12 protein-coding genes are annotated in these 14,332 nt (G+C 47.5%); 4 read left to right on the top strand and 8 right to left on the bottom strand.

Features of this window, described 5'->3' with window-relative positions; genetic code table 11:
- Positions 1–51: 51 nt before the first annotated feature.
- From rdgC to ACJJIB_RS15565, 5 genes are all read right to left on the bottom strand, one after another.
- Positions 52–1,044 carry a recombination-associated protein RdgC gene (gene rdgC / locus ACJJIB_RS15585; protein WP_444886771.1) on the bottom strand — a complete coding sequence of 331 codons (993 nt, stop codon included), beginning with the start codon at positions 1,042–1,044 and terminating at the stop codon, positions 52–54.
- 695 nt (positions 1,045–1,739) lie between these two features.
- Positions 1,740–2,078, bottom strand: a complete 339-nt coding sequence (locus tag ACJJIB_RS15580) for a hypothetical protein (protein ID WP_444886770.1) — start codon at positions 2,076–2,078, stop codon at positions 1,740–1,742.
- A gap of 10 nt (positions 2,079–2,088) precedes the next feature.
- Complete coding sequence (locus tag ACJJIB_RS15575; RefSeq protein ID WP_444886769.1) at positions 2,089–2,592, bottom strand: hypothetical protein; 504 nt, start codon at positions 2,590–2,592, stop codon at positions 2,089–2,091.
- A 90-nt stretch (positions 2,593–2,682) separates the two neighbouring features.
- Positions 2,683–3,783: an alpha/beta hydrolase family protein gene (locus tag ACJJIB_RS15570; RefSeq protein ID WP_444886768.1), complete on the bottom strand. Its 1,101-nt coding sequence runs from the start codon at positions 3,781–3,783 to the stop codon at positions 2,683–2,685.
- Positions 3,784–4,206: 423 nt separating this feature from the next.
- Complete coding sequence (locus ACJJIB_RS15565) at positions 4,207–4,605, bottom strand: VOC family protein (protein WP_444886767.1); 399 nt, start codon at positions 4,603–4,605, stop codon at positions 4,207–4,209.
- A 442-nt stretch (positions 4,606–5,047) separates the two neighbouring features.
- On the opposite strand from ACJJIB_RS15565, the gene ACJJIB_RS15560 reads away from it, so the two are divergent.
- The 3 genes from ACJJIB_RS15560 (at position 5,048) to ACJJIB_RS15550 (ending at position 7,985) form a co-directional block, all read left to right on the top strand.
- The gene (locus ACJJIB_RS15560; RefSeq protein ID WP_444886766.1) at positions 5,048–6,130 is read left to right on the top strand and encodes a bile salt hydrolase; all 1,083 of its coding nucleotides are present in this window, start codon (positions 5,048–5,050) and stop codon (positions 6,128–6,130) included.
- Between the two features lie 74 nt (positions 6,131–6,204).
- Positions 6,205–7,077, top strand: coding sequence for a GNAT family N-acetyltransferase (locus tag ACJJIB_RS15555; protein WP_444886765.1), 873 nt, complete (start codon positions 6,205–6,207; stop codon positions 7,075–7,077).
- A 5-nt stretch (positions 7,078–7,082) separates the two neighbouring features.
- Positions 7,083–7,985, top strand: a complete 903-nt coding sequence (locus tag ACJJIB_RS15550) for a polysaccharide deacetylase family protein (protein ID WP_444886764.1) — start codon at positions 7,083–7,085, stop codon at positions 7,983–7,985.
- A 147-nt stretch (positions 7,986–8,132) separates the two neighbouring features.
- Here ACJJIB_RS15550 and ACJJIB_RS15545 read toward each other — a convergent pair whose 3' ends face one another.
- The 3 genes from ACJJIB_RS15545 to ACJJIB_RS15535 all read right to left on the bottom strand — a co-directional run bounded on the left by ACJJIB_RS15545 (position 8,133) and on the right by ACJJIB_RS15535 (position 12,837).
- Positions 8,133–8,291, bottom strand: coding sequence for a hypothetical protein (locus ACJJIB_RS15545; protein ID WP_444888938.1), 159 nt, complete (start codon positions 8,289–8,291; stop codon positions 8,133–8,135).
- A 989-nt stretch (positions 8,292–9,280) separates the two neighbouring features.
- Positions 9,281–10,753 (bottom strand): aminoacyl-histidine dipeptidase, encoded by a 1,473-nt coding sequence (locus ACJJIB_RS15540; protein ID WP_444886763.1) that lies wholly within the window; start codon positions 10,751–10,753, stop codon positions 9,281–9,283.
- Positions 10,754–10,869: 116 nt separating this feature from the next.
- On the bottom strand, positions 10,870–12,837 hold the full coding sequence (locus tag ACJJIB_RS15535; protein ID WP_444886762.1) for a VacB/RNase II family 3'-5' exoribonuclease: 1,968 nt from the start codon (positions 12,835–12,837) through the stop codon (positions 10,870–10,872).
- Between the two features lie 350 nt (positions 12,838–13,187).
- Between ACJJIB_RS15535 and ACJJIB_RS15530 the strand changes: the two genes are divergently transcribed.
- The gene (locus tag ACJJIB_RS15530) at positions 13,188–14,276 is read left to right on the top strand and encodes a Glu/Leu/Phe/Val dehydrogenase dimerization domain-containing protein (RefSeq protein ID WP_444886761.1); all 1,089 of its coding nucleotides are present in this window, start codon (positions 13,188–13,190) and stop codon (positions 14,274–14,276) included.
- Positions 14,277–14,332: the final 56 nt, after the last annotated feature.

The raw sequence follows: 14,332 nt of genomic DNA, 5'->3' as shown, positions 1-14,332 counted from the left end.
CAGGTTATTGTTCACTGCTCCATTCATTTCTTTTGCAGTAAAACAGGGCTATCAGAAGACCACTTCTTCTACTTCTCGCGCCAGCTCTTCAGCTTCAGAGTGGGAGGCTTTAGCGACCATCTCCTCTACGCTGGCAGATTCGGTATTAACGCCACCAAAGGCATTGAGTAGATCCTTGATTAGGGCTGAAATTTCCAGTGCCATTACTGCAAAATCTGCATCGAAGCGCTGCGCCGCACTTTCGGCATCGGTGTTATCTGCCTTTTCCAGCAGCTCATCGCTGAACTTTACCCGTTTCACGGAGAGTTGGTCGTCCACCAGGAAATCAACCCCGCCGCGCCAAACCAACCCTAATTTATGTACCTGCAGGCCAGCAACCAAGTGGTTGTGAATTTCCTCGGCGCATAGGTCTTGGTTTTTGCAGCGGATCACACTGCCGCTGTCCTTTGGGTCGCGCAGTTCGCATTCGTGCCCGAAATCAAATTGAGTGGGGGCCTCGGGAGCGGTGAGCCAGTGGGTCATTGTTTGTTGTGGCAGGTTTTTGGCTGATAGAGGGACTACCGCGAGGCTGCTAATGGCTTCGCGCAGATTTTCCAATAACTCTTCAGCGGCGGAGGCAGAGGAAGCATCAACCACTACCCAGCCCTCCTGCGGGGCGATATAAGCAAAGTGCAAGCGGGACTTGGCAAAAGCCTTGGGCCGCATTTCTAGCAGTACCTCATCTTTGAGGTTTTGACGTTCCTTGCGGCCCAGCTGTCGGGCCTCTTTTTCTGAAATGGCTTGGGCCAGTTCTTCTACTTTTTCATTGATAACGGCTGCTGGTAGAACTTTTTCTTGCTTCTTGGCGCAGACCATCAGGTAGCCATTGGTGGCATGTACCAATTGATTGCCGTGTCTGCCCAGGGGAGAGACCCAACCGTAGCGGACACTGTCCTGGCTACCGCAAGGCACAAATGCCTGGGCTTCCAGTAGCTCGTTTAGTTTTTCGGCATCCAGAGAGAATTCTTTGGTTAAGCGGTAAATACGAAGGTTCTTAAACCACATACATCAGGCCATTTGGTGTTCAGTTGCGTGTGCGGACGTTAATTATGCGGAAACTGGGGCGCGGCAGCTAGTGAGCTGTTTCCAAATGACGAATTGGTTGTTTTTTGTCCGAAAATTTGGCTGGGCAGGATAGAATGTTCAGCATCAATGCCTGCAGAGATTGTAGGTTATTGTTCTTTCAGCAGGATGGTCGTAACGGGGCCGTTTTCTCTGTGAAAGCCTTTGTGGCTGAGCTGCAATAGTTTGAGTGCAGTCGCAGACACCTGGTTCTGTTAAAGGGTAGGGTCATCGGAGAACTCCCCTAACCGTTTAAAAGTAGGGGGCAGGGCTGCTGGCCAGATTTATCTGAGCCGGTCACACCACGCCAGTAGTCCAACCTTAACCCCATATTTCAGCAAGGCCAATTATTATTCTCTGTTTGGTAATGTGTCTTTAAGCCGCTGGGCGCTTATCGATATTAACCTTGAAGAGGAAGAAGTAAATGGATTGACTTATCTTTAGCAAAGGATTACTTCGGTATTTCCCGGATGGCTACTTGAATTGTTCGCGGAATCTGAAGCTGATTTAGAGGGGCAGTGTGGCGGTAATGAAGAATGCTATTTCCGTAAAACTGCTTGAAATATAAAAACAATTACATCATGGCATTCCCCACAGTCAGTCCGTGACATTTGTGGGGCTATATAATTACTGAATGCTCAGGAAGCAATTTTTAATGAAATACCTGTGCAGGCTTCCAATGCGGTCCAAATTACTCCCACGATGGCATTCCAGATTTTTTCTATGGTTACAGCGAGAAGGCCGCGGAGGGTTCTGGCAAAATTCAAAGCCATATCCTCGATAGAATCAAGAAAGTAATCTCTCAAGTCCTCACCGATTTCGTTTTCCGCGATGGCTTTGGCAATCAATTTTGCCTGAAGGGCTAGAGCGGATAACTGGCGCTCTGAGAAGCCACGGATTTCTGTGATGTCATGCTCAATAACGGTAGAGGCTGCATCTTTAATATCTGAGATCAATTGGGTTACGTCCAGTGACATGGCAAAGTCCTCAGCGGTTTAAGAAGGATTCGTAAGTTAAAGCCTGGTCCATAGAGATTACAACTTCATTCTTGAAAAGCGCCACAATGGTAGAGCGAAGCCCCTTATCTTCGTCTTCTTTGCGCATTCGATTAAGACTGCTAGAGATTTTTTTAAGTGAATTGACACTGGGTGGCTGCTCATTGAAAACGATATCTGCTCCTGTAGAACTCAAATAGTTGTTGATTTTCTTGAGTGTATCTTTATTGGGCATTGGCCGGGTGTTGGATTGCATCGCCAAGGCGTCAATCCTGCCAATTAATGCATGGTAGTTTTGGTCTCTTTTAGCATAGGAGTCTTTATCAGTACCATGAGAAACTGAGGAAAAGAACTGCATGAGTTCTGCATTTACCTCAGTGAGATCTGAATAGAGTTCCGCATCATATCTTGGAGCTAGCTGGGAGCAACTGCTAATGGCTAGAGCCAGAACTATGTATAACAGAGCGGATGCTACCTTGGGTGGGGTGGACAACATCTGTACTCTCCTTGCTGTTGACGTTTATGGATATTCTGATTGTTACTTCAAGTAAGCGATAGATGGATGGCTACTATCGCTCAACTTTCATTAAGCTGGTTCTAAGGCTTCTTCATTTTTACAAACTTTAGCTGAGTCCTGCCGTTCAAAATATGACAATAGAAATCTGACTGCTTCCTGATTGTCGAAATAGCGGGAATGTACTTTGGCCGCGATTTTATCTGGAAAAGTGCCATAAGAACCGATTACCCTCTCATAGCAATTATGGGCTTCAGGTACGGCTGAGCCGCTGGCAAACCAGTCGGAGTGGGATTTGATATCAATCCATTCAATCAGATCATCGCGCTGGGATAACTCTAGAACTTCGTTTTGTAGCCATGGGGCCTGTTTACCCAGAACCTCGATTAATGAGCCCATGGTTAAAATACGCACTGGCGTGCCAAAGGAGGGAAGATCTGCAAAGAGATCCACAGTAACTACGCTACCAAAGCTATGCCCGACTATTGTAACTGATTCATAGTTTTCTAAGGCTAGGCTGCTTTGCAGTTGCTCGCGCACACGTCTGATAATCTCAAAGCGCACAGCGGGTTTACCTCTGGCCGCGGGCTCATTGGTTAGGTAGCGCTTACAAAAATCTGAGATATCAACCAGTAGCGATACGGGCATGAGAGCGACAATCGCTGTTGCCACTGCCCAAATACGCCAGCCACCAATATATTCAACAGATCTTTTCAATTCCTCTACCAGAGGGAAGAATGGATTATCAGCGGCAGGTTCAATAGCTTCAACAAATAGTATAATGGTACCCAGGTACCAAACTATAAAGGCTAGTGCTGACAGGGTTAGCCCAAAGGTGAGGTATTTGCGCCGCAGTACCCCTTTCCAAATATGTAAATTAGCGAGCCAGAACCAGATAAGTGAAAAGCCCCTGGCGAGGCGAGTTTTTAATGTCTGTTGGGTAATACTGGGTACCAGGTCGTTCCAATAAGCTTCAACCAGGTCCAGTTCCATCTCCTGCCCTGCGGTGGTGGCTCGTAAACGCTGAACGCCCGGGGGAATAGTGGGCGCCGCAATGGGGGTGAGTGGTATGCGCTCACTCGCGGCAATAAGTCCCTCTGTAAACTCGGACAATTGTGCAGTACTGGTGACACGGGTAAGTCCTGGTACCAGCATTATCAAGTTTCTTTTCATGGTACTTCCAAATGATAGTGTTGAGCCTCGGGCTGCTTCATTCTTTGATTTAGTGCCCGTAGTTCAATGGCCTGAAGGGCCCTATATGTTTTGAGTGTTATTATGTTAAGAAACAAACTTCCTTTTATTCTTTGACGCACCAGTTTTGGACTGGTTATGCATACTCCGATGCTGAAAATTTGACCTGTAATTAGCTCGGGTTAGATCAAGAGGTATAAAAGTATGGGAATTGGTACATGTAAAGCGAGTCTTGCCCGATTTATATGTGATAGAGAAAGAGAAGTAAACAGGAAATTTTACAATAGTATGGCTTCTATACTAACGAATGAATGAGGCGCAGTTAGTGAGTTCGGAGAGATTTAAATTGAACCCCTGCCACCGTAGTTGAGTGCTAGCAGTGGCAAGTTTGGTAGAAAAAGCAGTTTAATCAACCACTTCTGTTTGCAGCTGGACAAGTATAAACTCATTGCCATACAGGTCTTCAAAATGGGCAAACTCAGCGTTGGAATCTGAGGTTCTTGGCTTAGTAAATTTTACTCCATTATTTATTAGGCGCTTATATTCATTATCAAAATCCTCTGTATAAATAACTGCACAGGGTTGACCCGCCGTCTGTCTGCCAACCTGATCCAATTGACTATTGGAGGAGGCTTGTAAGAGCCAAATACCCATGTCTTTTTGTTCGGGTAGGCGAAGGTGAACGAATCTTAATGGCGGAGCCTCTGAATCAATAAATACTTCGAAACCAAGTTTGTCACGGTAAAAAGTAATAGCTTCTTCGTAGTCACGAACAAGAATAACCAATCTTCCTATAGTGTTCATAAAATCCCGTCTTTGCTGATTGAATGTTGATAGAAGGGCTTGATATTAACTGGCTTTATTGTACTGAATACTACTGCAGTCAGAATTTGATTAAATCACAACGTAGAATTATATGACAGAAATACTCCTGTCGTGCCTAAACACAAGGGGTTCTAATTAGATGTATCAAACGGTTGCTGTTCACGTTATCAGATAGTGAGATTTAGGATCGCTTTAAGGCTTGTGGGCGATCTTCATAATGAATCTTTAAGCGTCTTTTTATGGGGTTAGAGTTAGGTGGAAATATTCAGTTAAATCGTTTTCGTCTCTTTCCACATGTTGTCGTTTATTGTTGGCAGCTAAAGCTAGACTTGGCCATTAAAGATGACTTGATCGTTATTTAAATAGAATTGATTAGCGGCTGATCGGTGTGGCTTTAAAAATTTAAAAGGAAATTAATGGCATGTATATCAGGGAAAAGATGATGGACAATAAATTTGTTCGCGGTTTACTTGGTACAGCTCTGATCTTGTTTGTTGGGTTGAGCCAAAGCAATGCCAGTGCCTGCACTAGAATTTTTTATGAGGCTGGTGATGGTTCTTATATTACAGGGAGAAGCATGGACTGGAGTGATACCACAGCTGCAATGGACTTTTGGTTGTTCCCAAAAGGGATGCAGAGAAATGGAGGTGTCGGTCAACAGTCGATAACTTGGACTTCGAAGTACGGTTCGGTAGTAATAAGTATTTATGAGGCGGCAACTTCTGATGGCCTTAATGAGGCAGGCTTGGCTGGGAATCTACTTTATCTGGCTGAGGCTGAATATGGAAACCCTCAAAAGCGTGGAAAACCGACTATTTCAGTTGGAGCCTGGCTTCAATATATGCTGGACAATTATGCAACTGTAGAAGAAGTGGTTACAGCGATAGAGGCAGATCCATTTACTGTGATAGGAGCTGATTTGCCTGATGGTAAGCCCGCTACTGCGCATATTTCAATCTCCGATCCCAGTGGGGATTCTGCGATATTCGAGTATATCAATGGAGCACTACAGGTCCATCATGGCAAACAATATAAGGTCATGACCAATTCTCCGATATATAGCCAACAACTGGCGATTAATACTTATTGGAGCCAAATTGGTGGTGAGAATTTTCTGCCAGGTACCATAACTGCAGCAGATCGTTTTGTCCGTGCTAGCTTTGCCCTTGAGTCATCACCAAATTTTAAAGATCATCGAAAGGCAGTTGCCTCAGTCTTCTCACAAATACGCGCTGTGAGTGTGCCACTGGGGATGAGTGATCCAGGGAAACCTAATATTGCCTCGACCCTGTGGCGTTCAGTGATAGATCAAAAGAGAATGCGATATTACTTTGACTCCGTGATTAATCCTTCGGTGGTTTGGTTGGATTTTAGTAATTTAGATTTTAAAAGTGGGGCGAAGGTTTTATCTATGAAGCTGGATACCCCGAGTGATATTGGTGGTGAAATATCTTCGCAGCTTAAGCCGGCAACTCCCTTTAAATTTCTTGCACCAAAGAGTTAATCGGAGTTAAAAAGTCACATTTAACTAGATTATAAATGGAGTTGATCTCAGTCTCTTTATAAATAGGGGTGGATATGAAAGATACAATGACTATACGTAATATGCAGCGCCCTGAAGTGGATGTCTTGGTACATTGGGCAGCTCAAGAGGGCTGGAATCCAGGATTGCATGATGCTGAAACTTTTTGGCAAACGGACTCTAAAGCATTTATCGCTGCACTGGTTCAGGACAAAATGATAGGTGGTGGTGCTATTACCTCGTATGAGGGAATATATGGCTTTATGGGCTTCTTTATTGTGAAGCCAGAGTACCGAGGATTGGGGCTTGGTCGTAAACTTTGGTATTTCCGTCGTCAACGAATGCTTGAAAGGTTAAGCCCAGGAGCTTCAGTGGGGCTGGATGCTGCATTCCAGATGCAGGATTTCTATGGGGAAGGCGGCTTTAAATTCTCTCATCGCAACTTGCGTTTTAGTATGGCCGTGCCTTTAAAAGTGGCTTCAAATAGTAGTGGAAATTTTGAAATATTACCTCTTGCAGAGATTCCTTTCGATCAGCTTCTTCAATATGACATGACCTGCTTTCCTGCAGGAAGGGAAAAATTCTTGCGTACTTGGCTGAATCAAGAAGGGGCTCAGGCTTTGGGAGTATTGCAATCGGGAACGTTGAAAGGTTATGGGGTAATTCGCCGCTGTGGTGAAGGTTGTAAAGTGGGCCCTTTATTTGCCAATAACGGTCAGTTGGCTGAAGCGCTATTAATTGAATTGACAAAGTTTTCTTCAAGAGGGGCTGTATTTTTGGACGTGCCGGAAAATAATCAAGAAGCCATAGCTTTAGTTAAAAAATATAATATGAAAGAGGTATTTGGTTGTGCGCGTATGTACCTAGGCTCTAAGCCCGATATTGCTCATGAGCGTATTTTCGGTGTAACAACCTTTGAGCTGGGTTGATGATTGTGCGTGACTTAGAAGGCTATGCAGGGCAGCCTCCGGATCCAAAATGGCCGAATGGGGCCAGAATAGCCGTTCAATTTGTACTGAATATAGAGGAGGGCGCTGAATCTTGTGTTTTAAACGGGGATGATCAATCGGAAGCTTACTTACATGAACTCTTCGGTAGGGAGCCGCGTTTAGGGGAAAGAGACCTCAGTGTTGAGAGTATGTATGAGTATGGTAGCCGGGCTGGCGTGTGGCGTATCCTCAATATCTTCAACTCGAACAAACTCCCACTAACGGCCTTCGCCTGTGGGTTGGCACTGGAATTAAACCCAAGTGTGGCACAGGCATTGGTAGCCGCAGGTCATGAAATAGCAGGGCATGGATATCGCTGGTTAGATTATCGCCATATTGATGAAGCCGTTGAGCGAGAGCATATACGAGCAACCCATAAATGCATTGAAAGACTAACTGGAGAGAGAGAAGTTGGTTGGTATATCGGTCGCACTAGTGCTAATACCCGCAAACTTCTAGGGGAAGTTTCCCAAGTCCTCTATAGTTCTGACTCCTACAGTGATGACTTGCCATACTGGAGTTACACCCCAAAGCCTAGGCTAATCATTCCCTATAGTCTTGTGAATAATGATGTTCGATATCTTTTCCCAAATGGCTGCGCTTCGGCAGAAGATTTTTTTCAAATTTTAAAAGATGCTTTTGATCTTCTCTGGCTAGAAGGGGAGAGTCAGGCGAAAATGTTAACGGTTGGTTTACATGGCCGAATCAGTGGCCACCCCGCTCGTGCGATGGCTTTACTCCAATTTATTGACTATATCCAAAATCATGAAAAAGTTTGGATTTGTAGAAGGTCAGATATTGCCAAACATTGGATTTCTCAGCATCCCTCAGCGGGGGGAAGTAGTTAACCTTATTAAGCTCATTGTGTTGTCGAGGTCAATAGGATTTTTCAACTGTCATAGGAAATGTTGTTGATTTATAAGAGGCTGGCAGCTATTGATACTTCATGGGACTGCCAGCGGCTTTTATTCTCTGTTTTTACTTAAATACCATTGCTAATACTGACTGCTGGAGACTGAAATATTTCCGTTCTTCCTCTGCTCAATCATGGTAAATGGAAGCACTATTGTGTCAGTTGCGGTGGAAAAGAGGCTGTCTACGAGATACACGCCGAGAAGTAAGTCGACATTTATTGATTCACTGTCTGAATGCATTTTACATATATTGTAGGAAAGACCGCTGTAGACTCTCGGGATGGATTCACAGTTGGATTTTTGCCGTTTTAAATTTGCAGAAATTTCACGGTCTGTGCTGGAGAGGGTGGTGAAAGTCCCACAGCCCGTTAACATAAGAGAGCAAATTGCTAGACTGATAGTTTTCATTAATATCGTTCCCTGTGAATGTTTAGAATTGATAGCCGAAATGTAGTTTTAGCTCGGTCCCATCTCTGAATGAGCCATCTTTATTAGTTTTTAGGTAGGATTTTCCCAAACTAAGAGGCTGGCCTCGTCATATCTATTGAAGAAGTAAGTGTAAGATCCTGCGATAAAGCTTTCATAACGTCCTTTATATTTGAATTCAGATAATGACTTATTGTTCGGCGATGCACTGAGAAGGTTTGAATTTTCATAAATATAATGTTTCCAATCTAGCTCTTTTGTTCTTATAAGTAAGCCGAGGGAGTGTTTCGGGTTCAAGCTTCTTTCCCATCCAAGGGTTATTCCATGCTCTACATCAAGGTTGTCGGCCAGCCCTCCTCCGATATAAAAAGTGTCGGCCCCATAGGTGTTTGAGTACTAGATACCTAAAAGGCCTCCATATTGTGTACCTACACCAAAGCTAAGGTGGTTATTCAGATTTGCAGAGGCGAATGCGAAGGATGGGAAAAGAATACAGGTAAAAATCACACTTTTCATAGTTCTTCCATGTTGTGTTAAAGCGATTCTATTGACCTAAGGCATTCAAGGGAAGTTCCGTAGTGGTTTCTAGAGTAAGAATTTTTATAAAGGCGCTGAGCACTCTTTGGAAAATAAAAAATATTTTATTAATTGATGAGACAAAAAAGTAAATCAGATTGAGAAAGAAGACTGCTGACTTGATTTTTACTTGTTGGGGGTCGCCTGCCCACTCAGATGATTTGTAGTGGGCAGGCAATAAAAAAGGATGATACTGTTAAAGATAGCTCTATAGGTTGATCGTTAAGCTAGCTACGGGCAGGAATGGCCTGCACAACTTTAATAAAATAATCCCAGAAGTTAGCCACACTCTGAATATGCACTCGCTCTTCGGGTGAGTGGGCGCGTCGGATAGTGGGGCCGAATGAGACCATGTCCCAGTTGGGGTATGGCTTGGCTAAAAGACCGCATTCCAGGCCGGCATGGATGACTTTTACTTCTGCATGTTCCCCAGTCACTTCCTTGTACACTTCCCGCATCATGGCAAGAAGTGGTGATGTAGGGTTTGGCGTCCAGCCGGGATAGGCATTGCCCAGCTTGGTTTTTGCACCGGTCAGCTCGAATATGGCGGCTACGTCGAGTCCGTGGTGGTCTCGGGCACTGTCGGAGAGGCTGCGTACCAGGCATTGCATCTTTACTTGATGTTGGCCGTTTTCTTCAACAGTTACCACACGAGCCAAGTTGTTGGATGTATCGGCAATGCCATCCAGTGCGGTGCTCATGCGTTCTACACCGTTGGGGCAGGCGCGAATAGCACGGATTAATTTCAGCTGGCTCGCTTCATCCATAACGCTGCTCGGTGCTTCGGCTGCTTCCAAGCAAATCTCCAGCGATGCTTCATTGTCGAATTCGCGTGCAATTTGCGCGCTCTCTTGCTCAACAATTTCCTGTAACTGTTTCTGTGCGTTATTCGGTACAACTAGTGTGCTGAAAGATTCCCGAGGGATGGCATTGCGCAAGCTGCCACCATCGAGGCTGGCAATGCGCAATTGGGGAATGCTTCGCTGAGCGGTATCAATAACACGATTGGCAATTTTATTGGCGTTACCGCGACCTTTGTCAATGTCCAGGCCGGAGTGCCCACCGCGTAGACCGCGTATGGTGAGTTTGAAAGCCTGAGCGTCAGCCATCAGAGGCTCAGCGGTGTAGGGTAGGGCGGCATTAACGTCCACTCCACCGGCACAGCCGATGTAGAGTTCTCCCTCATCTTCGGTATCGAGATTTAACAGCAGGTCTGCTTCGAAATAACCTGGCTTAAGATTTTTCGCTCCGGTCATACCCGCTTCTTCATCAATAGTCAGCAGTGCTTCCAGAGCTGGGTGCGGGATATCTGTAGATTCCAGCAGGGCGAGGATGGCAGCTACACCGATGCCGTTATCGGCCCCCAGGGTGGTGCCTTCTGCGGTTACCCACTCACCATCGATATAGGGTTTGATGGGGTCCGTCAGAAAATCGTGATCAGTATCGGCATTTTTCTGCGGCACCATATCCACATGGCTTTGCAGTGCCAGTGTCTGGCGGTTTTCCATGCCGGGGGTAGCCGGCTTCTTGATAATGACATTGCCAATTTCGTCGAGCTGAACTTCTAAGCTGCGATTCTTGGCAAATTCCACAATGTGTTCGACAACGCGGTCTTCATGCTTGGATGGGCGGGGAATTTCACAGAGTTTGGCGAAGTGTTGCCATAGCGGTTTAGGGTTCAGCTCAGCAATATTGCTCATTGGTGGCCTCGGGCATTGTTATGGGTTGGTTTTATGCTCTGCGTTTAAATTGGCGCAGCTAGGGCATAACAGTAAAGAGCCCGGCGGGTGCCGGGCTCTTTGGGGTTCTACTTGGCTTAATTCTCTATAGCCATTTCGTTTGCTGAAGTTTCTGGTAAGAGCTCCAGGGAAATACGGCGCTTATCGACATCTACAGAGGAAACCTTAACGTTGATAGTTTGTTCCAGCTGGTAGCTCTGTTCGTTGTAGGTAAGGGTAAGGTGCTTGCCGTCAAAATTCGGTAGATTCTTTTTATCCCCATTTAGGCGAACAAATCCATCGATGCCGAATTCGTCCAGGCGCACACCGAGGCCGGCGCCATTGACCAGGGTGATCTTGCCGCTGAACGCCTGTCCAACCTTGTCCTGCATAAATTGGGCATAAAGCCATTGCTCAAGCGCACGATTGGCCTGGCGGCCGCGGGTCAGGCTGTCCTGTAGGGCTTCGATCTGTTCGTCACTAAGCGCCGCAGCAGGGCCGTCTTGTTGGGCGGCACGCAGTACCCGGTGGTTATGCAGGTCGTTGTATTTGCGAATGGGGGAGGTCGCAGTGGCGTAGGCTTCAAGGCCCAGACCTAGGTGCGCTCCCGCTTTGTTGTCGAGTTGGCCGGGGCGCAGCATGCGCTTCAGAACCGACAACAGGTTTTGCATCTGTGCATCGCCATGGCTTTCCAGATACTTAACCAGGGCTAGGTAATGTGGCAATTCGCCGAGGTCTTGCCCTGCATGCTCCGGTAGTAACTCTTTGAGTAGGCTGCGTACCTCACCCATGCGCTCCTCGCGAAAACCCAGGTGTACCGAGAAGCAGCCCTGTTGCAGCTCAGCCAGTTTGCCGCCAATGCTGATATTTGTGGCGAGCATGGCTTCTTCCACCATGCGCTGTGCAATATTGCGCTCCTGCTTTTCGATACGAGCGATCTTGCGCTTGTCGTCGAGGTGAATCTCGTAATCGGGGCGGTCTTCCATCGCCAGGGAGTGATTTGCGCGATAGGCAGAGCGAGCTTCAAAAACGGCAGCCAGGTTGTGCAGACTCTGTTTCTGTTCTTCCGGTACGGCGGATTCGTCGCCCTCAATGAACTGGCTCACTTGGATGTAGCTCAGCTTGTGCTGGGAGCGAATCGCAGCAAATTCATAGCGGCTCTCGCCCAGGCTGCCATCAGTGTTGATATCAATATGAACCACCAGGGCCGGGCGCAGTTCTCCGGGTACTAGGGAGAACAGGTTTTCACACAGGTTACGCGGCAGCATGGGTAGGGTTTCACCGGGCAGGTATTGGCTGTGAGCGCGCTCGAACGCCTCTTTGTCCAGGGGGCTGCCGGTTTCTATCACACTGGAGGGGTCGGCGATGGCGATATGCAGGGTCCAACCTTCGTTGCGGGTGGTGACGGCGAGGGCGTCGTCCATATCGCGGGTACTTTCCGCATCGATTGTGGCAAAGCCCAGTTCAGACAGATCCTGGCGCTCGGAGATCACTTCGGCGAGTTGAGCGCTGATTTCTTGCGCCTGGGCCTCCGCAGGTTGGCCAAACTGCTCAGGCAATTTGAATTGCGCTACTACATAAGCATGCTCAATACCGGGGATATCGGGCTTGCCAATGACCGTTTCCACTTTTGCCTGGGCGCGGCCATCTTTGAATGGGTGTCGATTGATTTTACAGGCGATAAACTCTCCCGGCTGTGCTTTACCGCGGGCCTTGGGAGGCAGGAAAATCCAGCGCGACAAGCCGTTCTGGCTGGGCTGGATAAAATGCCCCTGGCCCCGTTGGACATATTGCCCAACCAGATAGTCGAGTTGGCTTTCGATCAGTGTGTCCAGCTCAGCGCTGAGCTTGCCTTTTTTCTCTTCCGTGAGGCTGACGCGGACACGATCACCTGGGAAAACCCGTTCCATCTCATTGGGAGGTAAAAAAGCCTCGCGTCCATCTTCTAGCTCTACAAAGCCAAATTTGCCGTTGCTGCCGCGAACCCGGCCCTCGGCAAACTCCTTACTGGAGCGAATATCTGTTTTCAGTTGTGAAAGTTGTTTCAGAGCGTCGGCATTCAGCATCGAGTTGATCTCTCGGGGGTCGATTTAGGCGCGGATTCTACCAGACCAGAATGAAGCGGGTAACAGGGGGCTAAAGAAGGAGAAATCATATCCGTTTGATTAAGCGCAAAGATGCCGGGTTGAAGGGGCAGTCAAGATCGATGACTGTATGGCCCAGTATATTTCCGTAGGGGCCGCTGTCCTAAAAAAAAATAATTCGTGTGAGGATTTAGCTATTACAGCGCTGTTCTGTGCAAAATATGCAAACTTTATCTGCCGAAGCTAGATATAATCTTACCCCTAAATAAAAACAGATAAGGGCTGTGGTTGTTCCCCAGCTGTAGAACCGGCCTTCCGGAGAGGAACAGTTAATGAGTATTTTTTCCCATTCCGCCTACGATAAGCACGAACAAGTGGCGTTTTACCAAGATGCTAAGAGTGGTCTCAAAGCAATTATCGCGGTACACAATACGAATTTAGGTCCCTCCCTGGGTGGTTGCCGCATGTGGCCATACGCCGATGACGGCGAGGCTCTGAATGATGTTCTGCGTCTTTCACGAGGCATGACCTACAAGTCTGCTATGGCTGGCTTGAAGCTGGGTGGCGGCAAATCCGTCATTATTGGCGATCCGCGTAAGGAAAAGACTCCCGAGCTGCTGCGCGCCATGGGTGAGTTCATCAATACCCTGGGCGGCCGCTATATTACCGCAGAGGATTCCGGCACCAGTGTTGCCGACATGAGCGTAATTGGCGAGACCACCGAGTATGTGTCCGGTCTGTTCGCGGGTTCTGAATTCGGCGGTGACCCCTCTCCCTCCACTGCATATGGAGTGTTTGTCGGCCTTAAGGCTGCTGTCGAACACCGCTGGGGCAAAACCGACCTTACGGGTCTGAAGGTCTCTGTTCAGGGGGTGGGCAACGTGGGCTTCCGCCTGGGTAAACTACTGAAAGACGCCGGTGCTGAACTGTTTGTGACCGATATCTTCCAGGACAATATCGACCGTGCGGTAACTGAGCTGGGTGCTATTGCCGTGACCGCAGATGAGATCTTTGATCTGGATGTGGATCTGTTTGCTCCCTGCGCTATGGGTGCCATCCTCAATGATGACACCATTTCCCGCCTGAAGGTGGGTGCTGTGGCCGGTGCAGCCAATAACCAGCTGGCCGAGGAGCGCCATGCAGCGGCTCTGCGCGAGAAAGGCATTCTGTATGCGCCAGACTATGTGATCAACGCCGGTGGCATTATTGATGTTTACTACCAGCAAAAAGGTGACTACGACGCCGCAGAGGTGAAGGCCCATATCGAAGAAATCGGCAGCACCATGAAAGAAGTGTTTGTGCGTGCAGACGAGACTGGCGAGACCACAGCGCATGTGGCCGACCGTATTGCTGAAGAACGCTTCGGACACCACTCTGTGACCGGTGATACGGAGAACAAATCCGGCACCGTGGCAGCATAACCTAATTCGGCACGGGAGATGTGCCGATGACCTGATCCCTGGCGATTGGCATCATC

The organism is Microbulbifer mixtoriginis (SeqCode), assembly GCF_052467705.1.
The sequence above is the reverse complement of the archived record's forward strand: the minus strand, read 5'-3'. Positions and strand labels throughout refer to the sequence as shown.

Coding starts and splice junctions, on each gene's coding strand:
- rdgC (WP_444886771.1), bottom strand. CDS start 1,044: ATGTGGTTTAAGAACCTTCGTATTTACCGCTTAACCAAAGAATTCTCT.
- ACJJIB_RS15540 (WP_444886763.1), bottom strand. CDS start 10,753: ATGAGCAATATTGCTGAGCTGAACCCTAAACCGCTATGGCAACACTTC.
- ACJJIB_RS15530 (WP_444886761.1), top strand. CDS start 13,188: ATGAGTATTTTTTCCCATTCCGCCTACGATAAGCACGAACAAGTGGCG.
- ACJJIB_RS15580 (WP_444886770.1), bottom strand. CDS start 2,078: ATGTCACTGGACGTAACCCAATTGATCTCAGATATTAAAGATGCAGCC.
- ACJJIB_RS15535 (WP_444886762.1), bottom strand. CDS start 12,837: ATGCTGAATGCCGACGCTCTGAAACAACTTTCACAACTGAAAACAGAT.
- ACJJIB_RS15565 (WP_444886767.1), bottom strand. CDS start 4,605: ATGAACACTATAGGAAGATTGGTTATTCTTGTTCGTGACTACGAAGAA.
- ACJJIB_RS15560 (WP_444886766.1), top strand. CDS start 5,048: ATGTATATCAGGGAAAAGATGATGGACAATAAATTTGTTCGCGGTTTA.
- ACJJIB_RS15545 (WP_444888938.1), bottom strand. CDS start 8,291: ATGCATTCAGACAGTGAATCAATAAATGTCGACTTACTTCTCGGCGTG.
- ACJJIB_RS15575 (WP_444886769.1), bottom strand. CDS start 2,592: ATGTTGTCCACCCCACCCAAGGTAGCATCCGCTCTGTTATACATAGTT.
- ACJJIB_RS15570 (WP_444886768.1), bottom strand. CDS start 3,783: ATGAAAAGAAACTTGATAATGCTGGTACCAGGACTTACCCGTGTCACC.
- ACJJIB_RS15555 (WP_444886765.1), top strand. CDS start 6,205: ATGAAAGATACAATGACTATACGTAATATGCAGCGCCCTGAAGTGGAT.